This window comes from Methylobacterium crusticola, from assembly GCF_003574465.1.
GTDB lineage: Bacteria > Pseudomonadota > Alphaproteobacteria > Rhizobiales > Beijerinckiaceae > Methylobacterium > Methylobacterium crusticola.
Map to the genome: position 1 here is coordinate 45,659 of NZ_QOWC01000017.1, position 23,486 is coordinate 69,144.

The 23,486-nt window shown below is 75.3% G+C and carries 19 protein-coding genes; 9 read left to right on the forward strand and 10 right to left on the reverse strand.

Annotated features, from left to right (window positions below; genetic code table 11):
• Positions 1–4 precede the first annotated feature (4 nt).
• From DT057_RS11905 to DT057_RS11915, 3 genes are read left to right on the forward strand one after another with little or no spacing between them, the layout of a single operon-like run.
• Positions 5–2,518, forward strand: coding sequence for an ATP-binding cassette domain-containing protein (locus DT057_RS11905; protein ID WP_238313175.1), 2,514 nt, complete (start codon positions 5–7; stop codon positions 2,516–2,518).
• Entirely contained in the window at positions 2,493–3,722 is a 1,230-nt protein-coding gene (locus DT057_RS11910) for an amidohydrolase family protein (RefSeq protein ID WP_203236250.1), read from the forward strand. The genes DT057_RS11905 and DT057_RS11910 overlap by 26 nt, the downstream gene beginning before the upstream one ends.
• Entirely contained in the window at positions 3,719–4,906 is a 1,188-nt protein-coding gene (locus DT057_RS11915; RefSeq protein ID WP_128562319.1) for an amidase, read from the forward strand. Before DT057_RS11910 ends, DT057_RS11915 begins: the two co-directional genes overlap by 4 nt.
• A 58-nt stretch (positions 4,907–4,964) precedes the next feature.
• Here DT057_RS11915 and DT057_RS11920 read toward each other — a convergent pair whose 3' ends face one another.
• Entirely contained in the window at positions 4,965–5,948 is a 984-nt protein-coding gene (locus DT057_RS11920) for a threonine/serine dehydratase (RefSeq protein WP_128562320.1), read from the reverse strand.
• Positions 5,949–6,108: 160 nt separating this feature from the next.
• Between DT057_RS11920 and DT057_RS11925 the strand changes: the two genes are divergently transcribed.
• Positions 6,109–6,315, forward strand: coding sequence for a hypothetical protein (locus DT057_RS11925; RefSeq protein WP_238313178.1), 207 nt, complete (start codon positions 6,109–6,111; stop codon positions 6,313–6,315).
• A gap of 376 nt (positions 6,316–6,691) precedes the next feature.
• On the opposite strand, the gene DT057_RS36120 is transcribed toward DT057_RS11925, so the two are convergent.
• From DT057_RS36120 to DT057_RS11950, 6 genes are all read right to left on the reverse strand, one after another.
• Positions 6,692–6,850 (reverse strand): hypothetical protein, encoded by a 159-nt coding sequence (locus DT057_RS36120; protein ID WP_203236251.1) that lies wholly within the window; start codon positions 6,848–6,850, stop codon positions 6,692–6,694.
• A gap of 256 nt (positions 6,851–7,106) precedes the next feature.
• Complete coding sequence (locus DT057_RS11930; protein WP_128562321.1) at positions 7,107–7,391, reverse strand: hypothetical protein; 285 nt, start codon at positions 7,389–7,391, stop codon at positions 7,107–7,109.
• Between the two features lie 139 nt (positions 7,392–7,530).
• Positions 7,531–8,148: an NUDIX domain-containing protein gene (locus DT057_RS11935; RefSeq protein WP_238313180.1), complete on the reverse strand. Its 618-nt coding sequence runs from the start codon at positions 8,146–8,148 to the stop codon at positions 7,531–7,533.
• Between the two features lie 49 nt (positions 8,149–8,197).
• Positions 8,198–8,485 carry a sulfurtransferase TusA family protein gene (locus tag DT057_RS11940; RefSeq protein WP_128562322.1) on the reverse strand — a complete coding sequence of 96 codons (288 nt, stop codon included), beginning with the start codon at positions 8,483–8,485 and terminating at the stop codon, positions 8,198–8,200.
• Between the two features lie 117 nt (positions 8,486–8,602).
• On the reverse strand, positions 8,603–9,007 hold the full coding sequence (locus tag DT057_RS11945; RefSeq protein WP_128562323.1) for a hypothetical protein: 405 nt from the start codon (positions 9,005–9,007) through the stop codon (positions 8,603–8,605).
• Between the two features lie 259 nt (positions 9,008–9,266).
• Complete coding sequence (locus tag DT057_RS11950) at positions 9,267–10,634, reverse strand: glutamate--cysteine ligase (RefSeq protein WP_128562324.1); 1,368 nt, start codon at positions 10,632–10,634, stop codon at positions 9,267–9,269.
• Positions 10,635–11,176: 542 nt separating this feature from the next.
• On the opposite strand from DT057_RS11950, the gene dnaE reads away from it, so the two are divergent.
• Together dnaE and panC are read left to right on the forward strand one after the other, a co-directional pair.
• The gene (gene dnaE / locus DT057_RS11955; protein WP_128562325.1) at positions 11,177–14,716 is read left to right on the forward strand and encodes a DNA polymerase III subunit alpha; all 3,540 of its coding nucleotides are present in this window, start codon (positions 11,177–11,179) and stop codon (positions 14,714–14,716) included.
• Positions 14,717–14,880: 164 nt separating this feature from the next.
• Complete coding sequence (gene panC / locus DT057_RS11960) at positions 14,881–15,753, forward strand: pantoate--beta-alanine ligase (protein WP_128562326.1); 873 nt, start codon at positions 14,881–14,883, stop codon at positions 15,751–15,753.
• A 62-nt stretch (positions 15,754–15,815) separates the two neighbouring features.
• Here the strand turns inward: panC and dapD are convergent, their stop codons facing one another.
• Together dapD and DT057_RS11970 are read right to left on the reverse strand one after the other, a co-directional pair.
• Positions 15,816–16,661 (reverse strand): 2,3,4,5-tetrahydropyridine-2,6-dicarboxylate N-succinyltransferase, encoded by an 846-nt coding sequence (gene dapD / locus DT057_RS11965; protein WP_128562327.1) that lies wholly within the window; start codon positions 16,659–16,661, stop codon positions 15,816–15,818.
• Positions 16,662–16,824: 163 nt separating this feature from the next.
• On the reverse strand, positions 16,825–17,277 hold the full coding sequence (locus DT057_RS11970; protein WP_128562328.1) for a cyclic nucleotide-binding domain-containing protein: 453 nt from the start codon (positions 17,275–17,277) through the stop codon (positions 16,825–16,827).
• A 325-nt stretch (positions 17,278–17,602) separates the two neighbouring features.
• Between DT057_RS11970 and DT057_RS11975 the strand changes: the two genes are divergently transcribed.
• Both DT057_RS11975 and DT057_RS11980 read left to right on the forward strand, forming a co-directional pair.
• Entirely contained in the window at positions 17,603–21,112 is a 3,510-nt protein-coding gene (locus tag DT057_RS11975; RefSeq protein ID WP_128562329.1) for an indolepyruvate ferredoxin oxidoreductase family protein, read from the forward strand.
• Positions 21,113–21,189: 77 nt separating this feature from the next.
• Positions 21,190–22,044, forward strand: a complete 855-nt coding sequence (locus tag DT057_RS11980) for an urea carboxylase-associated family protein (RefSeq protein WP_128562330.1) — start codon at positions 21,190–21,192, stop codon at positions 22,042–22,044.
• Between the two features lie 10 nt (positions 22,045–22,054).
• Here the strand turns inward: DT057_RS11980 and DT057_RS11985 are convergent, their stop codons facing one another.
• Positions 22,055–22,816, reverse strand: coding sequence for a TSUP family transporter (locus DT057_RS11985; protein ID WP_162501382.1), 762 nt, complete (start codon positions 22,814–22,816; stop codon positions 22,055–22,057).
• A 160-nt stretch (positions 22,817–22,976) separates the two neighbouring features.
• Between DT057_RS11985 and ruvC the strand changes: the two genes are divergently transcribed.
• On the forward strand, positions 22,977–23,486 hold a 510-nt coding region (ruvC, locus tag DT057_RS11990; RefSeq protein WP_128562332.1), incomplete at its 3' end, for a crossover junction endodeoxyribonuclease RuvC.

The window sequence follows — 23,486 nt, forward strand, 5'->3', positions numbered from 1 at the left end:
GGGCATGGCGCTGCGCTCCGACCTCGCCCAGGCGGCAATCGGGCTCGCGGCGATCGCCGCCGCCACGGCCGGCGCCTGCGCGGCCGACGGCTACACGCTGTTCGTGGCCGCCATCGTCCTCCTGACGGCGGTCGTCGGCTACGGCCTCAACGTGCTGCTCGGCCTGGCGGGCCTCGTCTCCCTCGGCCAGGTCGCGTTCTACGCGATCGGCGCCTACGCGGCGGCGATCCCGGTGCTCGCGGGCTGGAGCTTCTGGCTCGCCTGGCCCTTCGCCGGGCTCGTGGCGGCCGGCGCCGGCATCCTGCTGGCGGTCCCGGCCCTGCGCGCCCGGGGGCCGTACCTGGCGATGGTCACGATCGCCTTCGCGCTCATCGTCGAGCACGGGCTCGTCGAGTGGAAGGCGCTCACCGGGGGCGCCAACGGGCTGATGGGCATCCTGCCGCCGACGCTCGGCGCCGTCCCGCTCTCCGAGCGCGAGATGACCTGGCTCTCGGCCGCCCTCGCGGCCCTCGCGCTCGTCGGCTTCACGGCCCTGAAGCACGCGCGGCTCGGCCGCGCCATGGTGGCGCTGCGGGACGCCGAGGACGCCGCGCAGTCGATCGGCATCCGGGTGGTGCCGGTCCGCGCCGTGGCGTTCGCGCTCTCGGCCGGCGCGGCGGGGCTCGCGGGCGCGCTGTTCGCGCCGCTCCTGATGTTCGTGAGCCCGGGCACCTTCCCGCTCTCGCAGTCGATCCTGTTCCTGCTCGCGGTCGTGGTCGGGGGCGCCGGCACCGTCCTCGGGCCGCTCCTCGGGGCCGCCCTCGTGGGCGTCCTGCCGGAGCTCCTGTCGGGCCTCGCCGAGTACCGGCTGCTGTTCTTCGGCAGCCTCCTCCTCGTCGTGCTCCGGGTCGCGCCGAACGGCCTCGTCGGCGCCGTCGCGGCCCTGCGCCCGCGGCGCGCCGGGCCGGCGCTCCGCCCGGCCCCCCTCGACCTCGCGGGCTTCCTCGGGACGGGCGCCCGGCCAACCCTCGCCGTCGAGGGGCTCGGCATCGCCTTCGGCGGCGTGACGGCGGCCCGCGACGTCGGCTTCACGGCCGCGCCGGGCCGGGTCACGAGCCTGATCGGGCCGAACGGGGCCGGGAAGACCACAATCCTGAACATCGTCTGCGGCTTCTACCGCCCGGATCGCGGGCGGGTCAGGCTGGGCGCCCTCGACCTCGCGGGCCGCCCGGCGGCGGCCGTCGCCCGCGCCGGCATCGCCCGGACCTACCAGACGACGCAGCTCTTCGCCTCGATGAGCGCGCGGGACAACGTCCGCCTCGCGCTGCCGCCCGGGACGGCCGGGCCCGCCCGCGTCGCGGACGCGCTCCTCGCGGGCGTGGGCTACGCCGGCCGGCCCGACGCGCCGGCGGCCGACCTCCCGCACGTCGACCGCCGGCTCGTCGAGATCGCCCGGGCCCTCGCGACGCGCCCGCACGTCCTCGTCCTCGACGAGCCGGCCGCCGGGCTGATGCGGGCCGAGAAGGACGCGCTCGCGCAGGTGGTGCGGACGATCGCCGCGGCCGGGATCGCCGTGGTGCTGGTCGAGCACGACATGGCGCTCGTCATGGGCGTGTCGGACCACGTCGTCGTGCTCGATGCCGGGCAGGTGCTCGCCGCGGGCGCGCCCGCGGCCGTGGCCCGGGATCCCCGGGTCGTCGCGGCCTACCTGGGGACGGGCGACGGCGGGGCGGGGCGGGCCCGGGCGGCGCGGCCCGCGGACGCCGCCCCGGTCCTCGCCGCGCAGGGCGTCACGGCGGGCTACGGCGCCGCCCCGGTGCTCGAGGGAGTCGACGTCGCGGTCGGGGCCGGCGAGTGCGTGGCGCTCCTCGGCGCGAACGGCGCCGGCAAGTCGACCCTGATGCGGGCGCTGTCGGGGCTCCTGCGCCCCATCGGCGGGCGCGTCCTCCTGGCGGGCGCCGACGTCGCGCGCGAGCCGGCCCACAGGGTCGCGGCGCGCGGCCTCGCCCTCGTGCCGGAGGGCCGCCAGGTCTTCCCGGCGCTGACGGCCCGGGACAACATCCGCCTCGGCGCCTGGCGGCGGCGCGGCCTCGGCGTCGACGTCGAGGCCGAACTCGCGCGGGCCGTCGCCCGCTTCCCGCGCCTCGCGCGCCGCCTCGACAGCCCCGCCGGCCTCCTGTCGGGCGGCGAGCAGCAGATGATGGCGCTGGCCCGCGGGCTGATGGCCGACCCGCGCGTGCTGCTCCTCGACGAGCCCTCGCTCGGCCTCGCGCCCGGCACCGCCTCGGAGCTGTTCGCGATCCTGGCCGACCTGCGGGACGAGGGCGTCACGATCCTCGTCGTCGACCAGATGGCGGACCTCGCGCTCGGCATCGCCGACCGCGGCATCCTGCTCGAGACCGGTCGCGTCGTCCGCGCGGGCGACGCGCAGGCCCTGCGCGGCGACGGCGCCCTCGTCGCGGCCTATCTCGGCCACCCCTCCCCGCCCCTCCAGCCGCATGAGGCAGAGCCCCGTGTCCTTCGACCTCATCCTGCGTGACGCGCGCCTCGACGGGCGCCCGGAGCCGACCGACATCGGCATCCGGGACGGCCGCATCGCCGCGGTCGCGCCCGCCCTCCCGGCGGACGGCCCCGTCGAGGACCTCGGCGGCCGCCTCGCCGTCCCGGGCTTCGTCGAGACCCACGTCCATCTCGACAAGTCCTGCCTGCTCGGGCGCTGCACCTGCCGCGAGGGCACGCTCGACGAGGCCGTGGCGGCGGTCGCGCAGGCCAAGCGCAGCTTCACCGAGGAGGACGTCTACGCGCGCGCCGAGCGCACGCTGCGCAAGGCGATCGGGCAGGGCACGATGCGGATGCGCACCCACGTGGAGGTCGACCCGCGGATCGGCCTCACGAGCCTGCGCGCCCTGACGCGCCTCAAGCGGGATTACGCCTGGGCGGTCGGGATCGAGATCTGCGTCTTCCCCCAGGAGGGCCTGCTCGACGATCCCGGCTGCGAGGACGTCCTGGTGGCGGCCCTCGAGGGCGGGGCCGACGTGGTCGGGGGCGCTCCCTACATGGACGCGGATTCCCACGGGCAGATCGCCCGCATCTTCGCGCTCGCGAAGCGCTACGACGTCGACATCGACTTCCACCTCGATTTCGGGCTCGACCCCGCGCATCTCGACGTCGAGGAGGTCTGCCGCCTGACGGACGCCACCGGCTGGGGCGGCCGCGTCGCGGTCGGCCACGTCACGAAGTTCTCCTCGGTGTCCCCGGAGCGGTTCGGCGAGATCGCGGGCCGGCTCGCCGCCTCCGGGGTCGCCGTCACGGTCCTGCCCGCCACCGACCTCTTCCTCACCGGGCGCGACCACGACCGGGACGTGCCCCGCGGCGTGACGCCGGCCCACCGCTTCCTGGCCCTCGGCGTCAACTGCTCGCTCTCGACGAACAACGTGCTGAACCCGTTCACGCCCTTCGGCGACTGCTCGCTCGTGCGGATGGCCAACCTCTACGCCAACATCGCCCAGGTCGGCACGCCGGCCGGGATGACCGACTGCCTCGCCATGGTGACGACGCGCTCGGCCCGGCTCCTCAACCTCGACGATTACGGCATCGTGCCGGGCAACCCGGCCGACGTTGTCGTGCTCGACTGCGAGACCCCCGCCGACGCGGTCGCGGAGCTCGCCCAGCCGCTCTTCGGGCTCAAGGGCGGCACCCGCACCTTCACCCGCCCCGCCCCCCGCCTGCACGATCCCCGATGAGCCGCCCGGACGACATCGGGGCCTTCGTGGCCCACGGCCGCGTCGAGCGGCGGGGCCGGGACGACGGGCCGCTCGCCGGGCTCACCTTCGGGCTCAAGGACTTCTTCGACCTCGCCGGCGTCCCGACCGGCGCGGGCTCGCCCGAATGGCTCGCGACGCACCCGGTCCCCGACCGGACCGCGCCGGCGATCGAGCCGCTGTTCGCGGCCGGCGCGCGCCTCGTCGGCAAGACCCACACGGACGAGCTCGCCTGGAGCCTCAACGGCGAGAACGCCCGCTACGGGACGCCCGTCAACGTCCGGGCGCCGGGCCGCATCCCGGGCGGCTCCTCCTCGGGCTCGGCGGCCGCCACCGCGGCGGGGCTCGTCGACTTCGCGATCGGCTCGGACACGGGCGGGTCGGTCCGCCTGCCCGCCTCCTATTGCGGCCTGCACGGCATCCGCACGACCCACGGCCGCATCCCCCTCGCGGGCGCCGTGCCGCTGGCGCCGAGCTTCGACACCCTCGGCTGGTTCACCCGCGACGCCGCGCTCTTCGCCCGGGTCGGCGCGGTCCTGCTGCCCGCCCGCCGGCCGGGGACGCGGCCCGGACGGCTCCTCGTCGCCCGGGACCTGTTCGGCCGCGCGGGGCCGGAGGTCGCCGCGGCCCTGCGCCCGGCCCTCGACCGGGTGGCGGCGGCGTTCCCGGCCGTGGAGGAGGTCGAGGTCGCCGGCGAGGCGCTGGCCGCGTGGCGCAACGCCTTCCGGCTGATCCAGTCGGCGGAGGCCTGGGCGGCGCACGGGCCCTGGGTCGAGGCCGCGCGGCCCGCCTTCGGCCCGGGCGTGCGCGAGCGCTTCGCGGCGGCCGCGCGGCTCGATCCCGCCGAGGTCGAGGCGGCGCGGCGCCTGCGCGGCGCGATCCGCACCCGGATGCGGGACCTCGTCGCGGACGCGGTCCTGGTCCTGCCGACGGCGCCCGGCATCGCGCCGCGCCTCGCGACGCCCGAGGCGGAGCTCGACGCCTTCCGGGCCCGGGCCCTCGAGATCCTCTGCCCCGCCGGCCATGCCGGCCTGCCGCAAGTCTCCCTGCCGGCCGCGACCCTCGACGGCTGCCCGCTCGGCCTCTCCCTCGCGGCCGCGCCGGGCGGGGACGAGATCCTGCTGGACCTCGCGGCCGCCCTCGCCTTCGACGGCGGCGGGCCCTGACGGCGCCCGGCCGCGGCCCGGCCCGCGGGCGGCCGCCCCCGGGCGCGACGGTCCGCCCTCACGGCTGCTGCCCGAAGCGGACCGCCGTGGTGTTGCCGCCGCAGACCAGCACGGCGACGCGCTCGCCCGGCGCGGGCCGGTAGCGGCCCGACAGGAGCGCCGCGAAGGCCGCGGCCCCGCCGGGCTCCGCCACGACGCGCAGGACCGACCACAGGGCGGCCTGCGCCCGCAGGATGTCGTCGTCGCTCACGAGCACCACCTCCGGCGCCACGTGGGCGCGGGCGAGCGGGAAGGCCAGCGCGCCGATCCGCCGCGGAGCCAGGCTGTCCGCCGCGAGCCCGCCCGCGGGCGCGTCCACCGGCCGGCCGGCCGCGAGGGCGGCGTGCAGGGTCGGGGCCCCCTCCGGCTCGACGGCGACCACCCGCACCGCGCCGGCGTACCACGCCGCGACGCCGCCGATCAGCCCGCCGCCGCCGACCGCGACGAGGAGCGTGTCGATGTCGGGGGCGTCGGCCTCCAGCTCCCGGGCGAGGGTCCCCTGGCCCAGGAGCGTCTCGGGCTGGTCGAAGGCGTGGACCGGCGCGGCGCCCGTCCGGGCGACGTGCGCCTCGCTGGCCGCCAGGGCATCGGCGTAGCGCTCGCCTCCGACCACCAGGGTGGCGCCGTACTCCCGGATGCGGTCGGCCTTGGCCGGCGAGGTGATGCTCGGCAGGAAGATCGTCGCCGGCACGCCGAGCCGGTGGGCCGCCAGCGCGACGGCGGCGCCGTGGTTGCCGCCCGAGGCCGCGACCACCCCGGCGGCCGGCACGTCCCGCAGGAGCAGGTTGGCGAAGGCGCCCCGGGCCTTGAACGAGCCGGAATGCTGGAAAAGCTCGAGCTTGAACAGCAGCGGGCCGGGCGCGAGGCCGAACTCGCCGCCGTCCGCCGCGAGCACCGGCGTGCGCCGGATGTAGGGCCGGATCGTCCGCTCGGTCGCGGCGATCCGCTCGCGGGTGATCGGCGCGGCCCCGCCCGCCGGGCCGGATGAGGTGGCTTGGTCCATGGGCGTGCTCTCCCGCGTCTGGTGCGGGAGCGCTGACACGGGTGAGCCGTTCGGCAAAGCCGCAAAATGACCCTCGCGGCCCTCCCGTGCGCCCTCGGCGACGAGCGGCGCCGCCCGATCCTGGACCGGCTCAGCGACCCGGGCGCATCGCCGCGAGCAGGTGGACGGCGACCGCGTCGAGGACGGGGTGTGCGGCGCCCCCATCGCGGAGGCGCCCGGCGTCGGCGCGCCGACGCCGGGCGAGCACGGGCTGGTGCTGACCGGGACCGGCCCGGTCCGGCCTAAGCGCCTCGAGGGGTGGACGATGTACCGACGCGACGAGCCGGGCATCCGGGCGGCCAGGCAGGCGATCGAGGAGAGCATGTGACGGCGTGCGCGCCCGAACGCTCGCGGACGCGACGCCGGGTCGGCGCCTCGAACGCGCCGCGGCGGCCATTCCCCGACCGGGCCCGGGGCGATGCGCCCGCGGACTTCCGCGCGGATGCTCAGGCAGGCGGGTTGCGAGGCCCAGCTCCGACGCGGCCGGCGCGAGCCCGTCGCCCCCAGTGCGGCCAAGTCCTGAACTACCCGGCCGCGAGACGAGCCGGCGGGTACGGCAGGCGTATCCCGGCGGCGGGACCGGGCCGCCCCAATCGGCGATCCGGCGCGACCGAGGTCACGGACGGTCCGGCGCCGGAAAAAGGCGCCCCACGGGCGCCTGAAGACTTCGCTTCGCCGCGATTCCGCGTGCGAGCGCCGGATGCTCAGTGAACGGGATGCGCGGCCTTGCGTTCGCGCTCGATCATCGAGGCCTCGACGGTCTCGGCCTGGGCGCGGGTGAGCCCGCTGACGATCACCCGTGTGCCGCGATAGACCGTGTAGGTGCCGTCATGAGTCGGCCTTACCCGAATGGCATCGGACATGCGCTGGGCTCCCTGCGCGAATCAACGTCGAATTGTTTGGTGTTGACCCACAGGTTAACGAATCGTGGCCGTTCCGCAAGGGGCCTGCCGCGATGTCGCCGGCTTCTCGACACGATCCGGTGCGGCCGGGCCATCGCGGCGCCCGCCGCCGGGTTCGCTCAGACGACGCGGCCGCTACGAACGGGGCCGGCCGCCGCGTCTACGGCGCGAGACGCCGCGTCCCCGCGCGCACCCCTGCGGCGGGTCGCGCCGGCGCTCAGGACGGGGCGCGCTCGACCGGTCCCTGGGCGGAGGGCGCGAGGGCGGGCGCCTTGCCGGGCAGGGTCCACCAGCCGACCGCCGACTGCACCGCCAGGGTGAGGCCGAGGAGCAGGGCCATCGAGACGGCGTGGCGGCCCAGGCCGGGCGCCGCGGGGATGGGCTGGGAGCCGCGCGGGGTCGCGGGCCTCAGGTCGAGCGGCTCCGGCTCGAGGGGGAGGAGCGACGCGTAGATGCCGGCGGGCTGGCCGGCCGAGCGGTGGAAGGGTCCAATGCTGAACATCGGCGTCTCCTGTCGAGGCCCCTGCGACGGAGGCTATCGGAACCGCCCAAAGTTAACAGATGCTGAACGCCGCACCAGCCCCGGTCACGAAAGCGTGAAGGCGGGGCCTCGTGCACGGACGCGTTGCCGCGCGTTGATGCTATCCCAGCGCGCCCGCATCCGCACCTGCCGGGCCGTCCGCGGCGAACAGCTCCGGACGGCGCAGGCGCAGGGTCTGGACGAGGCAGAGCGATTTCATGTCCCGCAGCGCGCCCCGGTCCGCCATGGCGGCGAGGTCGGCGAGGGGCAGTTCGACGACCTCCAGGTGCTCGTGCTCGTCCGCCAGGCCGCCGCCCGCGGCGGTGCGGTCGTCCGCGCCGTAGGGGGCGAGGTAGAGGTCCATCCGCTCGGTGGAGAGGCCGGGCATCGACCAGGCCTGGCCGACGTGATCGAGGACCGGGAGGCGGAGTCCCACTTCCTCGAAGGCCTCGCGGCGGGCGCAGACCGCCGGGTCGTCCTCGTCGAGGAGCCCCGCCGGAACCTCCAGCACCGCCTCCGTGCCGTCCGCAAAGCAGGCCGGGGCGCGGAACTGACGCACCAGCAGGGCGACGCGGCGGCCGGGATCGTAGGGCAGCACCGCGACGGCGCGCCCGTGATCCTCGATCTCGCGGGTCGCGGCGGACCCGTCCGGCATGCGGATCTCGGCGACGAGGAAGCGGGCCCAGCCCTCGTGGACGATGCGCGTGCCGCGGATCAGCGGCCTGCCGGATCCGGTCACGGCCGGGCCCTCTGCCCGCGGCGCCGGGATCCTGCCTTCGGTGAGCGTGTCATCGATCCCCTCGCGGCTCGGTCGATCCCCCGGCGGCCCGGTCGGGCCGGGGCTTGTCGGCGCGGCGGATCTCGAAGGTGAGGACGCCGTCCCGCTCCTCGAGGCCGTCGAGGAGGTCGCCGGTCTCGCGCAGGAGGTGCGGGATGTCGATGGCGGCCAGGGGGTCGGTGCAGCGGACCGACAGCTCCTCGCCGGGGCCGAGGCCCCGGAGCGCCTTGCGGGTGCGCAGCACCGGCAGGGGGCATTTCAGCCCGCGCAGGTCGAGCTCGGATCGGCGTGCCGCCATGAATCCCCCGTGCCGGCCCCGCTGCCGCGCGGCGCCGAGTTGAGCACACGGGACGCGCACGAAAAAGGCCCGGCGCGGGCTCAACCGCGCCGGGCCGACGCCCTTGGGCGCTGCGGATCAGTAGCCGTAGTAGCCGTAGGCGGGGTAGCCGTAGCCGTAGCCGCCGACCGGCGCGTAGCCGTAGGCGGGATAGCCGTAGCCGTAGGCCGGGTAGCCGTAGCCGTAGGCGGGCGCGGAGCTCGCCGCGATGGCGCCGCCGATGATGCCGAGGGCCGCGCCGGCCGCCAGGGCACCGCCGGCGCCGATGCCGCGGCGGTAGCCGTAGCCGCGGTAGCCGTAGCCGCCGCGGTAGCCGCCGTAGTAGCCGCCACCGCGCCAGCGCACCTGATCGACGGTCGCGGCGGTGCCGGCGACGGAGGCGGACGTCGCCGCCGGGAGCGGCGCGGCCTGGGCGCCGAGGCTGCCGGCGGTCAGGGCGACGGCGGCGGCACCGGCGAGCGTGAGGGTGGTGAAGCGCGACATGCGTGGAATCTCCAGGTGAAGAAAAGGCCCCGTTGGTCAGGAGAACGGCCAAGAGCCGGCCCCTGTTCCCTGATTCGGCGCGCTCCTTCCCGTCCGTCAGGGATGCGCGCCCGGCCGTCCCGCGGCTGCGGCCGGCCCGCACGATGCCTAAGCTTGCGCGGTCCGCCGCACCGTGCGGTGGCGCACGCCGCCGGCCCGGCGGACCGCGCCGCCGGCGCGGACGGGGCGAGGGCGGAGCGGCCCGCGGACGCCCGGGCCTTCAGAAGGTGCAGGCGGCGAAGACCGGGTCGACGGACCCGTTCCACGGCCCCTCGTAGAGCGCCAGGAGGTCCTCGGCCCGGGTCCGGCCCGCCGCGACGGCCTGGAGCGGCGCGAGGTGGAGCGTCTCGTCGCGGCCCTGGGGGTCGCGGCGCGCCCGGGCCTTGAGCCCGGCCTCGGCGATCGCGAGCGCGTCGCGGGCGACCTCCCGCAGGCGCCGGCCGGCGGCCGGCGCGGCGAGCCCGAGGCGCGGCGCCTCGGCCCGCATCGCCTCGCGCTCCGGGGCGCTCCAGCCCCGCACGAGCTCCCAGGCGGCCGCCAGGGCGGCGGGCTCGTAGAGCAGCCCGACCCAGAAGGCGGCCTGGGCGGCGATCATGTTGGCGTCGCCGACATCGGCGCCGCGCATCTCCAGGAAGCGCTTGAGGCGGACCTCCGGGAAGGCCGTGGAGGCGTGGTTGGCCCAGTCCGAGACGGTGGCGCGCTCGCCCGGCAGGGCCGCGAGGCGCCCGGCCATCAGGTCGCCGAAGGCGGCGCCGCTGACGTCGTGGTAGGTCTCGCCCCGCTTCACGAAGTACATCGGCACGCCGAGGAGCCAGTCGGCGTAGGCCTCGTAGCCGAAGCCCGGCTCGAACGCGAAGGCCAGCATGCCGGTGCGGTCGGCGTCGGTGTGGCGCCAGATCTCCGAGCGCCGGGACAGGAAGCCGTTGGGCCTGCCGTCCGTGAAGGGCGAGTTGGCGAAGAGCGCGGTCGCGACGGGCTGGAGCGCCAGCCCGACCCGCAGCTTCGTCACCATGTCGGCCTCGGAGGAGAAGTCGAGGTTCACCTGCACGGTGGCGGTGCGCAGCATCATGTCGAGGCCGAGGGTGCCGACCTTGGGCATGTAGCCCTTCATGATGCGGTAGCGGCTCTTGGGCATGACGGGCGTCTGCCCGCAGGTCCATTTGGGGCTCATGCCGAGGGTGAGGAAGCCGATGCCCAGGGGATCGGCCGCCGTCCGCACGGCGTCGAGGTGGAGGCTGAGCTCGTGGGCGGTCGCGTGCACGTCGGGCAGCGGGGCTCCCGAGAGCTCGAACTGGCCGCCGGGCTCGAGGGAGATCGCCCCGCCGCCCTCGCGGGCCGCGAGCCCGATCACCCGGCCGGCATCCTCGATCGTCTCCCAGCCGGTGGCGGCCTGCACGCGGTCGAGGAGCGCCCGGATGCCGCCCTCGCCCTCGTAGGGCACCGGCGCCAGGTCGGCGCGGTAGAACGGCACCTTCTCGTGCTCGGTGCCGATGGCGAAGGCCTCCGGCGGCTTCTCGCCGGCCGCGAACCACTCGATCAGCTCGGCCCGCCCGGTGAGCGGGGTCGCGTCGGACACGTCGCGCGCCATGCGCTACCTCGTCTTGACTTAGGGGAAACCCCGGCGGAGGGGCGCGCCGGTCCGCCGATACGGTCGCGCTTAAATAGGTCGCGGGCGACCGGCCCGCAACGCGGCTCCCGCGCAACCGCGCCATGCAGGCCCCAGCGCGGGTCCGGCGCAACCGAGAGGCGCCGTGCCACCCACCGCAACCGAACGTTTACCGCGTTGCCCGGATCCCGCCCCGCCCCTTTGACATGGAACAAAACAGGAACAATTATGCCCCGTCGGCAAAGGGGACAGACCATGAACGTACGCCAGATCCTGCTCAATGTCACGGAGGTCGCCTCGATGGGGCTCCTCACCGGCGCCGTCGCCCTCTGGGCGGTCGCGCTCTCGCCCCTGCACTGACGGCGGCCGCCCGCCGTGGCGAACCGGCAACGCGCCGCGGGTTCCAGCGATTTCGCGGTGAATCCCCGACAATTTTCCCGCTCCTGACGCGGGCCGGGTCGTGACTCCTCAACCCCGGCCGGGGATCCTGCGCCGCTCAACGCCGCGTCGAGCGAGAAGCGCCCTTGCAGATCCTGAAGCCGGTCGGCTACGTCCACCTGCACGTCCACTCCTCGTACTCGCTCCTCGAAGGGGCTTTGAAGATCGGCGACCTCGCCAAGGCGGCGGCGGCCGACCGGCAGCCCGCCCTGGCGCTCACCGACACCAACAACCTGTTCGGGGCGCTCGAATTCTCCGAGAAGGCGGCGGGGCTGGGCCTCCAGCCGATCGCCGGGATGCAGCTCTCGGTCGTGTTCGACCCGCCCGAGCCCGGCGCCCGGCAGGCGCCGGGCGCGCCGGGCGTGGTGCTGCTCGCCAAGGACGAGACCGGCTACGGGAACCTGCTGAGGCTCGCGAGCCGGGCCTACTTCGACGGCCCCCTCGGCGAGGCGCCCCGGGTCTCGTGCGAGGCGCTCGCCGCCTGCGGGCCCGGGCTGATCGCCCTCACGGGCGGCCTGGGCGGCCCCCTCGACACCGCCCTGCGGGCGGGCCGGCCGGAGGTGGCGGCGGCGCGCCTCGCGACCCTGGCGGCGGCGTTCGGCGAGGACCGGCTCTACGTCGAGATCCAGCGCCACGGCCTGCCGGACGAGCGGGCGGTCGAGGCGGAGCTGATCGGGCTCGCCGACCGGCACGGGCTGCCGCTCGTCGCCGCCAACGAGCCGTTCTTCGCCAAGCCCGACGACTACGAGGCCCACGACGCGCTGCTCGCCATCGCGGAGGGCCGCCTCGTCTCGGACGACAAGCGCCGGCGCCTGACGCCGCGTCACGCCTTCAAGACCCGGGCCGAGATGGCCGCGCTGTTCCGCGACCTGCCGGACGCCCTCGCGGCCACGGTCGAGATCGCCATGCGCTGCGCCTACCGGGTCCGCACCCGCAAGCCGATCCTGCCGAGCTTCGGCGTCCCGGGCCAGGCGGCGGACGCCGGGGCCGCCGCCGGGGCCGCCGCGGCGACGACCGCCGTCGCCGCCGCGGCGACGACCGCGGTCGCCGCCGCCATCGCGCCCGACGAGGCCGCGGAGCTGCGCCGGCAGGCCGAGGAGGGGCTGACCGCCCGGCTGGCGAAATCCGGCCCCGCGGAGGGCCTCACCGAGAAGGAGTACCGCGACCGGCTCGAGTACGAGATCGGCGTCATCACCAAGATGAAGTTCCCGGGCTACTTCCTGATCGTCTCGGACTTCATCAAGTGGGCCAAGGAGCACGACATCCCGGTGGGGCCGGGCCGCGGCTCGGGCGCGGGCTCGCTCGTGGCGTGGTCGCTCCTCATCACCGACCTCGACCCGATCCGGTTCGGGCTGCTGTTCGAGCGCTTCCTCAACCCCGAGCGCGTCTCGATGCCGGACTTCGACATCGACTTCTGCGTCGAGGGCCGCGAGCGGGTGATCGAGTACGTGCAGCAGCGCTACGGCCACGCCCAGGTGGCCCAGATCATCACCTTCGGCACGCTGCTCGCCCGCGGCGTGCTGCGCGACGTCGGCCGGGTGCTGGAGATGCCCTACGGCCAGGTCGACAAGCTCACGAAGCTCGTACCCCAGAACCCGGCCAACCCCGTGACGCTCGCCCAGGCGATCGAGGGCGAGCCGAAGCTCCAGAGCGCGATCGAGGAGGAGCCGGTCGTCGCCCGGCTGATGAGCATCGCCCGGAAGCTCGAGGGCCTGCACCGGCACGCCTCGACCCACGCGGCGGGCGTGGTGATCGGCGACCGGCCCCTCGAGGAGCTGGTGCCGCTCTACCGCGACCCGAAGACGGGCATGCGGGTGACCCAGTTCAACATGAAGTGGGTCGAGCAGGCGGGCCTGGTGAAGTTCGACTTCCTCGGCCTCAAGACCCTCACGGTGCTGCGCGCCGCCACCGACCTCCTCGCGCAGCGCGGCATCGCGGTCGACCTGCCCTCCCTGCCGATCGACGATCCCCTGACCTACGAGCGGCTGCGCAAGGGCGAGACGGTCGGGGTGTTCCAGGTGGAATCGGCCGGCATGCGCAAGGCGCTCGTCGAGATGTGCGCCGACCGCTTCGAGGACATCATCGCCCTCGTGGCCCTCTACCGGCCGGGCCCGATGGCCAACATCCCGGTCTACTGCGAGCGCAAGCTCGGGCGCGACGCGGGCAACGAGGCGGCCTGGTACCCCCACCCCAGGCTGGAGCCGATCCTGGCCGAGACCTTCGGCATCATCGTCTACCAGGAGCAGGTGATGGAGGTGGCCAAGGTGCTGGCCGGCTACTCCCTCGGGGACGCCGACCTCCTGCGCCGCGCCATGGGCAAGAAGATCAAGGCCGAGATGGACGCCCAGCGCGACCGCTTCGTGAAGGGGGCGGTCGAGCGCGGGCTGACGAAGCCGAAGGCCGACGAGATCTTCGACCTGCTGGCGAAGTTCGCCGATTACGGCTTCAACAAGTCGCACGCCGCCGCCTACGCGCTGATCACCTACCAGACCGCCTACCTGAAGGCGAACTTCCCGGTCGAGTTCCTGGCCGCCTCGATGACCCTCGACCTCGACAACACCGACAAGCTCGCGGAGCTGCGCCAGGACGCGCAGCGCCTCGCCATCAAGGTCGAGCCGCCCTCGGTGAACCGCTCGGGCATCACCTTCGAGGTCCACGACGGCGCGATCCGCTACGCGCTCGCGGCCATCAAGGGCGTCGGGCGCGCCGCCGTCGAGGCGATCGTGCAGGCCCGCGGCGACCGGCCGTTCCGCGACCTCGGCGACTTCGCCCGCCGGCTGAACCCGCGCCTCGTCAACAAGCGCACGCTCGAGAACCTGGTGGCGGCCGGCGCCCTCGACGCGATCGAGCCGGACCGGGCCCGGGCCTTCGCGGCGGTGGAGCCGATGATGCGGCTGGCCCAGGGCGCGGCCGAGGCCGCGAGCGGCGGCATGGGCGACATGTTCGGGGGCGTCGCGGCGGCCGAGGTGGCCCTGCGCATCCCGGCCCACGACCCCTGGCCGGCGGCGGACCGCCTGAAGAAGGAGTACGAATCGGTCGGCTTCTTCCTCTCGGGCCACCCCCTCGACGAGTACGGCGACCTGCTGAGGAAGCTCCGGGTGCAGACCTGGGTCGAGTTCTGCCGCTCGGTCCGGGCCGGCACGTCCACGGTCGGGCGGGTGGCCGCCACCGTGCTCGACCGCTCCGAGCGCCGCACCAAGACCGGCAACAAGATCGGCATCGTCAACCTCTCGGACCAGACCGGGCACTTCGAGGCGATCGTGTTCTCGGAAGGCCTGCAGCATTACCGCGACCTGCTGGAGCCCGGCACGGCGCTGGCGCTCCAGCTCCAGGCGAGCGCCGAGGGCGAGGACGTGCGCGCCCGGATCCAGACCTGCGAGCTCCTCGAGCAGGCGGTCTCGCGCCACCAGAAGGGGATGCGGATCTACCTGCGCGACGAGCGCCCGCTGCCCAGCGTGCAGCAGCGCCTGACCATGCGGGGCGAGGGCGAGGTCTCGCTGATCCTGATCCTCGACGGCGGCGAGCGCGAGGTCGAGGTCAAGCTGCGCGACCGCTACCAGGCGACCCCGCAGGTCGCAGGGGCGCTGCGGGCCGTGCCCGGGGTGGTGCAGGTCGAGGTCAGCTGAGGCGCGCCGGCCCCGGCCGCCGGCGCGCCGGGCGTCCCCCGGGACCGTCCGCCCCCCGCCCCGGGGATCCGCGGGCGCGGCGGGGAGGGCAGCGGGCGTCAGCGTTGGCGTGGCGGCGAAACTCCGCTTAGGGTCGCGCCGACCGCGTGTCCGGAGCCCCCCCGATGAGCCCTCGCAGCCCCTCCCCCGCCGCCGCTCCGGTGGCGCGGCTCGGCGACCTGGCCGCCCTGCGGGCGCAGGTCCGGGCCTGGCGGGCGTCAGGCGAGGGCGTGGCCCTGGTGCCCACCATGGGGGCGCTGCACGCCGGGCACCTCGCCCTGGTGCGGCAGGCGCAGGCGAGCTGCCGGCGGGTCGTCGCCAGCATCTTCGTCAACCCGACCCAGTTCGGGCCGAGCGAGGATTTCTCCCGCTACCCCCGCGACACGGAGCGCGACATCGCGCTCCTGGCGCAGGCGGGCGCCGACGCGGCCTACCTGCCCGACGTGGCGGCCATGTACCCGCCGGGCTTCTCCACCACCGTGACGGTGGCGGGGCTCGACGCCGAGCTGTGCGGCCCGATCCGTCCCGGCCACTTCGCGGGCGTCGCCACGGTGGTGACGAAGCTCCTGCTCCAGTGCCTGCCGGACCGGGCGATGTTCGGCGAGAAGGACTACCAGCAGCTCCAGGTGATCCGGCGCGCGGTGCGCGACCTCGACGTCCCGGTCGTGATCGAGGGCGTGCCGACGGTGCGGGAGGAGGACGGCCTCGCCCTGTCGTCGCGCAACGTCTTCCTGGCCGAGGCGGAGCGCCGGGCGGCGCCGGCGATGCACGCGGTCCTGCGCGAGGTGGCGGAGGCGGTCCGGGGCGGCGCAGGAACCGCCCCGGCGCTCGCGGCCGGGCGGGCGCGCCTCGCGGCGGCGGGCTTCGGCCCGGTGCAGTACCTGACGGTGAGCGACGCCGAGACCCTGGCGCCCCTCGACCGGGTGGCGGGCCCGGCCCGGGTCCTGGCGGCCGCCTATCTCGGCCGCACGCGCCTCATCGACAACGTCGCGGTGTGAGGCGCCGGCGCCGGGGCCCATCGCGCCCCGGCCCCGCGCGGGCGCCGGGCCCGCCGGCCGCCTCAATCGCGCAGCAGCTCGTTGATGGCGGTCTTCGCCCGGGTGCCGGCATCGACGCGCTTGACGATGACGGCGCAGTAGAGCGAGGGGCCGGGGCTGCCGTCCGACAGCGCCTTGCCGGGCTGCGTGCCCGAGACCACCACCGAGTAGGGCGGCACGCGGCCGTAGGCGACCTCGCCGGTGGCGCGGTCGATGATCTTGGTCGAGGCGCCGATGTAGACGCCCATCGACAGGACGCTGCCCTCCCCGACGATGACGCCCTCGGCCACCTCGGCCCGGGCGCCCACGAAGCAATTGTCCTCGATGATCACCGGGTTGGCCTGGAGCGGCTCGAGCACCCCCGCGATGCCGGCGCCGCCCGAGATGTGGCAGTTCTTCCCCACCTGGGCGCAGGAGCCGATGGTGGCCCAGGTGTCCACCATGGTGCCCTCGCCCACATGGGCGCCGAGGTTGACGAAGGACGGCATCAGGACCGCGCCCGGCGCGATGTGGGCGCCGCGGCGCACCACCGCCCCCGGCACCGCCCGGAAGCCGGCGGCCCGGAAGCGCGCGGCGTCCCAGCCCTCGAACTTCGACGGCACCTTGTCCCACCAGGGCGCGCCGCCGGGCCCGCCGGGGATCACCGCCATGTCGTTCAGGCGGAAGGACAGCAGCACCGCCTTCTTGAGCCACTGGTTGACGTGCCAGTCCTCGTTGCCGGCCTTCTCGGCGACGCGGGCCTGCCCGGAATCGAGGAGCGCGAGCGCGGCCTCGACGGCCTCGCGCACGGGCCCGCCCGTGTCCGCGCCGACGTCCGCGCGGTCCTCCCAGGCGGCTTCGATGGTCCGGGCGAGGGCGTCGTGCGACATGGGAGCGGTTCCGGGCGGGTGGGTCGGGCCTGCCTTAGCGCAGGCCCCCGGGCGCTGTCACGTCGCGGCGCGCGCGCCGCGCGGGTCCCGCTTTTTCAGAGGGCACGCGCCGCGCGCGTCCCTTCCTCAGAGGGCGCGCGCCGCGCGCGCGGGTCCCCTTCCCTCAGAGCGCGCGCGCCGCGCGCGCGCCGGCGAGGTCGCGGGCGAACGCCGCGAGGTCGTCCGCCAGGAGGTCGTGGATCGCCGCGGCCGTGTCGGGGAACACCTCCAGCACCCGGCGCACCACCGCCTGGGTGACCACCATCACCTCGGCGGGCGCCGGCCCGGCGCGGGCGGTGGTCGGCCGCTCCACGGGGAGGAACAGCGCGGTCCGGCCGATCAGCGCGGAGGGCCCGGCCTCGACCGGGGGCCCCTCGCGGAGGCGGGGCTCCAGGACCACGATGCCGCCGAGCACCACGAAGCCGCCCTCGGCCGGGTCGCCGCGGGTGAACAGCACCGCGCCCGGCTCGAGCCGCCGGCGCTCGGCCGCGAACGAGATCAGCCGGAGGGCATCCCGGGTCATCAGACCGAACAGCGGCGCCGCGGCCAGGATCGCGATGTCGTCGTCGAGCGCCAACGGCCCCGCTCTCCCCCGGCCCGCCCGGGCGGCGGCCGAACGCAGCTTTAGCCGATCCGGCCGGGCCGCACCACGCCGCAGCCACGCCACACAGCCACGCCTGCGGAGGCGCCGCCGCCCGGGGCCCCGCGGGGGCGCAAGGCCCCCCCCGCGGGCCGCCCGGAGCCCTTGCGGGCACCGGGCCGGCGGCGCGCCTTGGAACCGCTCCAGGGCGCGTTGACGCGCCGTCCCGTAAATGTCAGCCTTACTGACATATTGGCGCGTCACGCCGAGGCCGGGCGGAACCGGCCCGCGACCGCGCGGCGAACGCCTGGAGGAACACCGGATGGGCTCACGCTCGACCACGCCGTCGCTCAGGTCCGTCACGCTCGACGACAAGTACGACCTGTCGCGCGAGCAGGTCTTCGTCACGGGCACCCAGGCGGTGATCCGGATGCTGCTGATGCAGCAGGCCCGCGACCGCGCCGCGGGGCTCGACACGGCGGGCTTCGTCTCGGGCTACCGCGGCTCGCCGATCGCCGGCCTCGACCAGAACCTCGCCCGGGCCGGCAAGGTGCTGGAGCGCGCCAACATCGTGTTCCGGCCGGGGCTGAACGAGGAGCTCGCCGCGACGGCCATCTGGGGCTCGCAGCAGGCCGAGATGCGGGGCGAGGGCCGGCACGACGGGGTGTTCGGCCTCTGGTACGGCAAGGGGCCGGGGGTCGACCGCTCGGGCGACGTCTTCCGGCACGCCAACATGGCGGGCACCTCCCGCCACGGCGGCGTGCTGGCGCTGATGGGCGACGACCACACCGCCGAATCCTCCACGGTGGCGCACCAGTCCGAGTTCCACTTCGTCGACGTGATGAGCCCGATCCTGAACCCGGCCGGGGTGCAGGAGATCATCGATTACGGGCTCTACGGCTACGCCATGAGCCGCTTCTGCGGCACCTGGGTCGCCTTCAAGTGCGTGAAGGAGAACATCGAGTCGACCGCGAGCGTGGACGCGCGCCTCGACCGGGTCGGGATCGTGCTGCCGGACGACTTCGCGATGCCGCCGGGCGGCCTCAACATCCGCACGCCGGACGGCATCCTGGAGCAGGAGGCCCGGCTCCAGGACTTCAAGCGCGACGCCATGCTGGCCTTCGTGCGGGCCAACAACCTCAACCGCATCGTGCTCTCGGGCGGGCGCCGGCCGAAGATCGGCGTGATCACGGTGGGCAAGTCCTACCTCGACGTGCGCCAGGCCCTGGAGGATCTCGGGCTCGACGAGGTCAAGGCCAACGACATGGGCCTGCGCCTCTACAAGGTGGCCTGCCCGTGGCCGCTGTCGCGGCGCGAGCTCGCGGCCTTCGCGGAGGGCCTCGACCTCATCATGGTGGTGGAGGAGAAGCGCTCGCTCATCGAGGTGCAGCTCCGCGAGGAGCTCTACGGCACGCCCGACCAGCCGGTCTGCATCGGCAAGCGCGACGAGGCGGGCGCCTGGCTCTTCCCCGTCAAGGGCGCGCTCGATCCCAACGACATCGCGGTGGCGCTCGGCGAGCGGCTGCTGGCCTACCACCGCAACGACGACCTCGCGGGCCGCGTCGCGCGCCTGCGCCAGGCGCAGGAGGTGCTGGCGCGGACCGCCGATATCGCCACCCGGGTGCCGCACTTCTGCGCCGGCTGCCCGCACAACACCTCCACGCAGGTGCCGGAGGGCTCCCGGGCCTACGCGGGCATCGGCTGCCACTACATGGCGCAGTGGATGGAGCGGGGCACCGACGGCTTCACCCAGATGGGCGGCGAGGGCGCGAACTGGATCGGCGAATCGGCCTTCTCGCAGCGCGGGCACGTCTTCCAGAACCTCGGCGACGGCACCTACAACCACTCGGGCTCGCTGGCGCTGCGCTGGGCCGTCGATACCGGCACCACCATCACGTACAAGATCCTGTTCAACGACGCCGTCGCGATGACCGGCGGCCAGCCCCACGAGGGCGGCCTCACCGTCGACCGCATCGCCGCGCAGGTGCGCGCCGAGGGCGTCGCGCGCATCGCCCTCGTCACGGACGAGCCGGACAAGTACCCGGCGGGCCTGCGCTGGCCGGAGGGCCTCACCCTCCACCACCGCGACGAGCTCGACGCGGTGCAGCGCGACCTCGCCACGGTCCCGGGCGTCTCGGTCCTGATCTACGACCAGACCTGCGCCTCCGAGAAGCGGCGGCGGCGCAAGCGCAACGCCTATCCCGACCCCGACCGGCGGGTGATCATCAACGAGCTCGTCTGCGAGGGCTGCGGCGACTGCTCGGTGCAGTCGAACTGCGTCGCCGTGCAACCGGTCGAGACGGAGTTCGGCCGCAAGCGCCGCATCGACCAGTCGAGCTGCAACAAGGACTTCTCCTGCGTGAAGGGCTTCTGCCCGTCCTTCGTCACCGTGCACGGCGCCAAGCCCCGCACGACGCCGCTCGGTGCGGCCCCGGCGGCTGGGGCGTCCCCGGCGCCGGCCGCCGCCCCGGACGAGGGCCTCCCCGAGCCCGTCGTGCCGGCGATCGAGGGCACCTACAACCTGATCGTGACGGGCGTCGGCGGCACCGGGGTCGTCACCATCGGGGCGATCCTCGGCATGGCGGCGCACCTCGAGGGCAAGGGCCTCGGGATGATCGACATGGCGGGGCTCGCCCAGAAGGGCGGCGCGGTCTACAGCCACGTCCGGCTCGCCAACCGCCAGGAGGACATCCACGCCATCCGGGTCACCGCCGGGGCGGCCGACCTCGTGCTCGGCTGCGACCTCGTGGTCAGCGGCAGCCGCAAGATCCTGGCGGCGGTCGCCCGCGGGCGCACCCACCTCGTGGTCAACACCGCCGAGGTGATGCCGGGCGAGTTCACGCGCCGGCCCGACTTCTCCCTGCCGGCCGAGCGCATCAAGCGGGCGATCCGGGAAGCCGCCGGCGCCGGGAGCGCCGACTTCACCGACGCCACCGGCCTCGCGGTCGCGGCCCTCGGCAACGCCCTCGCGGCCAACATGTTCATGCTCGGCTACGCCTGGCAGCGCGGGCGCGTGCCCCTCTCGCGGGAGGCCCTCGTCAGGGCCATCGAGCTCAACCGCGAGGCGGTGCCGATGAACCTCGCGGCCTTCGCGTGGGGCCGCCTCGCCGCGGCGGCGCCCGAGTCCGTGCGGGCGGTGACGCCCCCCGCCCCCGACCTCGCGCCGGACCTCGACGGCGTGATCGCCCGGCGGGTCGCGTTCCTCACCGCCTACCAGGACGCGCCCTACGCGGCCCGCTACGCCGACGCGGTGGCGCGGGTGCGGGCCCGGGAGGCGCAGGTGGCGCCGGGCGCGACGCCCCTGACCGAGGCGGTCGCCCGCTCGCTCTTCCGGCTCATGGCCTACAAGGACGAGTACGAGGTCGCGCGCCTCTACACCGACGGCAGCTTCCGGGCGCAGGTGGCCCGGACCTTCGAGGACGGCCCGCTCCGCTACGAGTTCCACCTGGCGCCGCCGCTGCTCGCCCGCACCGACCCGGCGACGGGCCGGCCGCGCAAGATGACCTTCGGGCCCTGGATCATGCGGGCCTTCGCGGTGCTCGCCCGGATGCGCGCCCTGCGCGGCACGGCCCTCGACCCGTTCGGCTACACGCGGGAGCGGCGCGAGGAGCGCCGGCTCGTGCGCGACTTCGAGGCGCTGCTCGCCGAGATCCTGCGCGACCTCACGCCGGCGCGCCACGCCGCCGCCGTGGGCCTCGCGAACCTGCCCCAGACCATCCGCGGCTACGGGCCCGTCAAGGCCCGCAACCTCGCGGCCGCCAGGGCCGAGGAGGCGGCGCTGCTCGCCCGCTTCCGCAACCCGGAGGCGCCGCTCGCGACGGCGGCGGAGTAGGCGGGCGGGGGCGCGGGCGCGCCTTGACCCGCCGGCCGGTTGCCCCGACCATCCGCCCCCCATCCCCGGAGCACGGCATGAAGGACTTCCCGGCGGCCTATCAGGTGAGCGAGGGCTCGGCGCTCGACCTCGACCGGGCGTTCTACGGGCGGATCGCGGGCGAGACCGGGGGCCGCACCCTCGTCGAGCGCTTCACCATCCCGATCCGGACCGGGCGGGCCTGGGAGGTGCCGGCCGGCCACGTGTTCCGCATCGTCGCCCTCGAGGGGCCGCAGGTGGGCGACCTCAACATCTGGAACCGCCACGACCCGCGCGAGCGGCTCTGGGCGGCGCGCACGCGCCAGCTCCAGGGCGCCCACGTCACGACCTTCGACCGCCTGTGGTCGACCCTGCCCTTCCTGCGCCCGCTCGCGACGATCACGGCCGACAGCTTGGCGGGCTACGGCACCGACGCGTATGGCGGCCGCGTCCACGACCTGCTCGGCACCCGCTGCGACCCCTACGTGAACAAGCTCCTGACGGGCCAGGACTTCCACTTCCACTGCCACTCGAACCTGGTGCGGTCGGTGCTGCCCTTCGGCCTGACCGAGTTCGACGTGCACGACGTGCTCAACGTCTTCCAGGTCACGGGCCTGAACCACGACGACATGTACTTCATGCGCGACTGCCCGGCGCAGGCAGGCGACCACCTCGAGTTCTTCGCCGAGATCGATCTCCTGTGCGCGCTCTCGACCTGCCCGGGCGGCGACCTCTCGGTGCCGCTCTGGGGACCCGGCGCCCGCGACCCGATCGACGTCTGCCGGCCCCTCGGCGTCGAGGTCTACCGCCTCGACCCGGCGCTGGTCGCGGGCTGGTCGAGCCCCGGGGTCGCGCCCTACCGGGGCGGCCACGGCCTGCACGCCGAGAAGGGCTGGTGGGAGACGGGGGCCTGACGCCCCGCCCCTAGCGGAGCGGCAGCGCGAGGCAGACCGCCGCCAGGATCACCGCGTAGGCGACGCGCCGGAAGAGCGCGTCGGAGGCGTGGCGGAAGCCCCGCGCCCCGAGGAGGAGTCCCAGGCCGTAGGGCAGGAGCAGCGGCAGCGCCTCGGCGAAGCGGGGCGCGGAGAGGACGCCGGTCGCCGCGAAGACGAGGCCGGAGACCAGGGTCGAGAGGCCGAAATAGGCCATCAGGTTGTCGCGCACCTGCGCCGCCCCGGCGCGCTGGCCGGCGAGCCAGAACACGGCGAGCGGCATGCCGCCGAGGGCCGCGAAGCCGCTCGCCAGGCCCGAGGCGCCCCCGGTGGCGAGCGAGAGCGCCAGCGAGGGCACCCCCCGGTAGCGCCAGCCCGAGACCAGGGCGCCGAGCGCGGCCGCGATGGCGGCCGCCGTGATCCACCGCGTCAGGTCCGGGTCGGGGCGGGTGAGGAGCCAGACGCCCGCCGGCAGGAGCGCGCTCGCGCCGACGAGGAGCGGCACCACCTCCCGCCACGCCGCCCGCCGGGCCGAGAGCGCCCCGAGGCCGAGGGCGAACGGCGCGTCCACGACCCAGATCAGCCCGACCGCTTCGGCCGGGCCTACGGCGGCGGCCGCCAGGGGCACGAACACCATGGCGAAGCCGAACCCGGTGAAGCCGCGCACGAGGCCGCCCACGAGGGCGGCCGCGAGGAGGAGCGCGGCCGCCGGCGGGTCGGCGGACAGGCCGGCGAACGGGGAGAAGGCTGTCACCGGCCGACCACGCCCGGGCCGTGACGGTTCGTCAAGGGTCCGCGCGTAGCCTCGCGGGGCGGCGGCCGGATATCCCTCGGCGCGGAATCGGGCCATGCTGGGGCCTCGGCCGGCGCCCGGGCGGGCTCCGCCGCGGCAGGACAGGGACAGGATCCAGGCGATGACCCATCCGGTGCGCATCCTCGGCATCGATCCGGGCCTCCGCCGCACCGGCTGGGGCCTGATCACGCTGACCGGCACCCGCCTCGCCTACGTGGCCTGCGGGACCGTGACCTCCGACGGCGACGACGACCTGGCGCTGCGCCTGCGGGCCCTGCACGACGGCCTGTCCCGGGTGGTGGCCGGGATGCAGCCCGACGAGGTCGCCGTGGAGGAGACCTTCGTCAACAAGGACGCGCAGGCGACCCTGAAGCTCGGCCACGCCCGCGCGGTCGCCCTGCTGGTGCCGGCCCTGGCCAACCTGCCGGTGGCGGAGTACGCCGCCAACCTCGTCAAGAAGACCGTGGTGGGCGCCGGCCACGCCGAGAAGAGCCAGGTCGGCGCGATGGTGCGCTTCCTGCTGCCGAAGGCGGCGCCGGACACCGCCGACGCCGCCGACGCCCTCGCCATCGCGATCACCCACGCCAACCATCGCGCGAGCCGCGCCCGCCTCGCGGCCCACGCGGCGGCG

Bases quoted from the DNA above. Each gene is read 5' to 3' on its own strand.
- DT057_RS11905 (WP_238313175.1), top strand. From the start codon at position 5: ATGGCGCTGCGCTCCGACCTCGCCCAGGCGGCAATCGGGCTCGCGGCG.
- DT057_RS11915 (WP_128562319.1), top strand. From the start codon at position 3,719: ATGAGCCGCCCGGACGACATCGGGGCCTTCGTGGCCCACGGCCGCGTC.
- DT057_RS11920 (WP_128562320.1), bottom strand. From the start codon at position 5,948: ATGGACCAAGCCACCTCATCCGGCCCGGCGGGCGGGGCCGCGCCGATC.
- DT057_RS36120 (WP_203236251.1), bottom strand. From the start codon at position 6,850: ATGTCCGATGCCATTCGGGTAAGGCCGACTCATGACGGCACCTACACG.
- DT057_RS11930 (WP_128562321.1), bottom strand. From the start codon at position 7,391: ATGTTCAGCATTGGACCCTTCCACCGCTCGGCCGGCCAGCCCGCCGGC.
- DT057_RS11940 (WP_128562322.1), bottom strand. From the start codon at position 8,485: ATGGCGGCACGCCGATCCGAGCTCGACCTGCGCGGGCTGAAATGCCCC.
- DT057_RS11945 (WP_128562323.1), bottom strand. From the start codon at position 9,007: ATGTCGCGCTTCACCACCCTCACGCTCGCCGGTGCCGCCGCCGTCGCC.
- DT057_RS11950 (WP_128562324.1), bottom strand. From the start codon at position 10,634: ATGGCGCGCGACGTGTCCGACGCGACCCCGCTCACCGGGCGGGCCGAG.
- panC (WP_128562326.1), top strand. From the start codon at position 14,881: ATGAGCCCTCGCAGCCCCTCCCCCGCCGCCGCTCCGGTGGCGCGGCTC.
- dapD (WP_128562327.1), bottom strand. From the start codon at position 16,661: ATGTCGCACGACGCCCTCGCCCGGACCATCGAAGCCGCCTGGGAGGAC.
- DT057_RS11975 (WP_128562329.1), top strand. From the start codon at position 17,603: ATGGGCTCACGCTCGACCACGCCGTCGCTCAGGTCCGTCACGCTCGAC.
- DT057_RS11980 (WP_128562330.1), top strand. From the start codon at position 21,190: ATGAAGGACTTCCCGGCGGCCTATCAGGTGAGCGAGGGCTCGGCGCTC.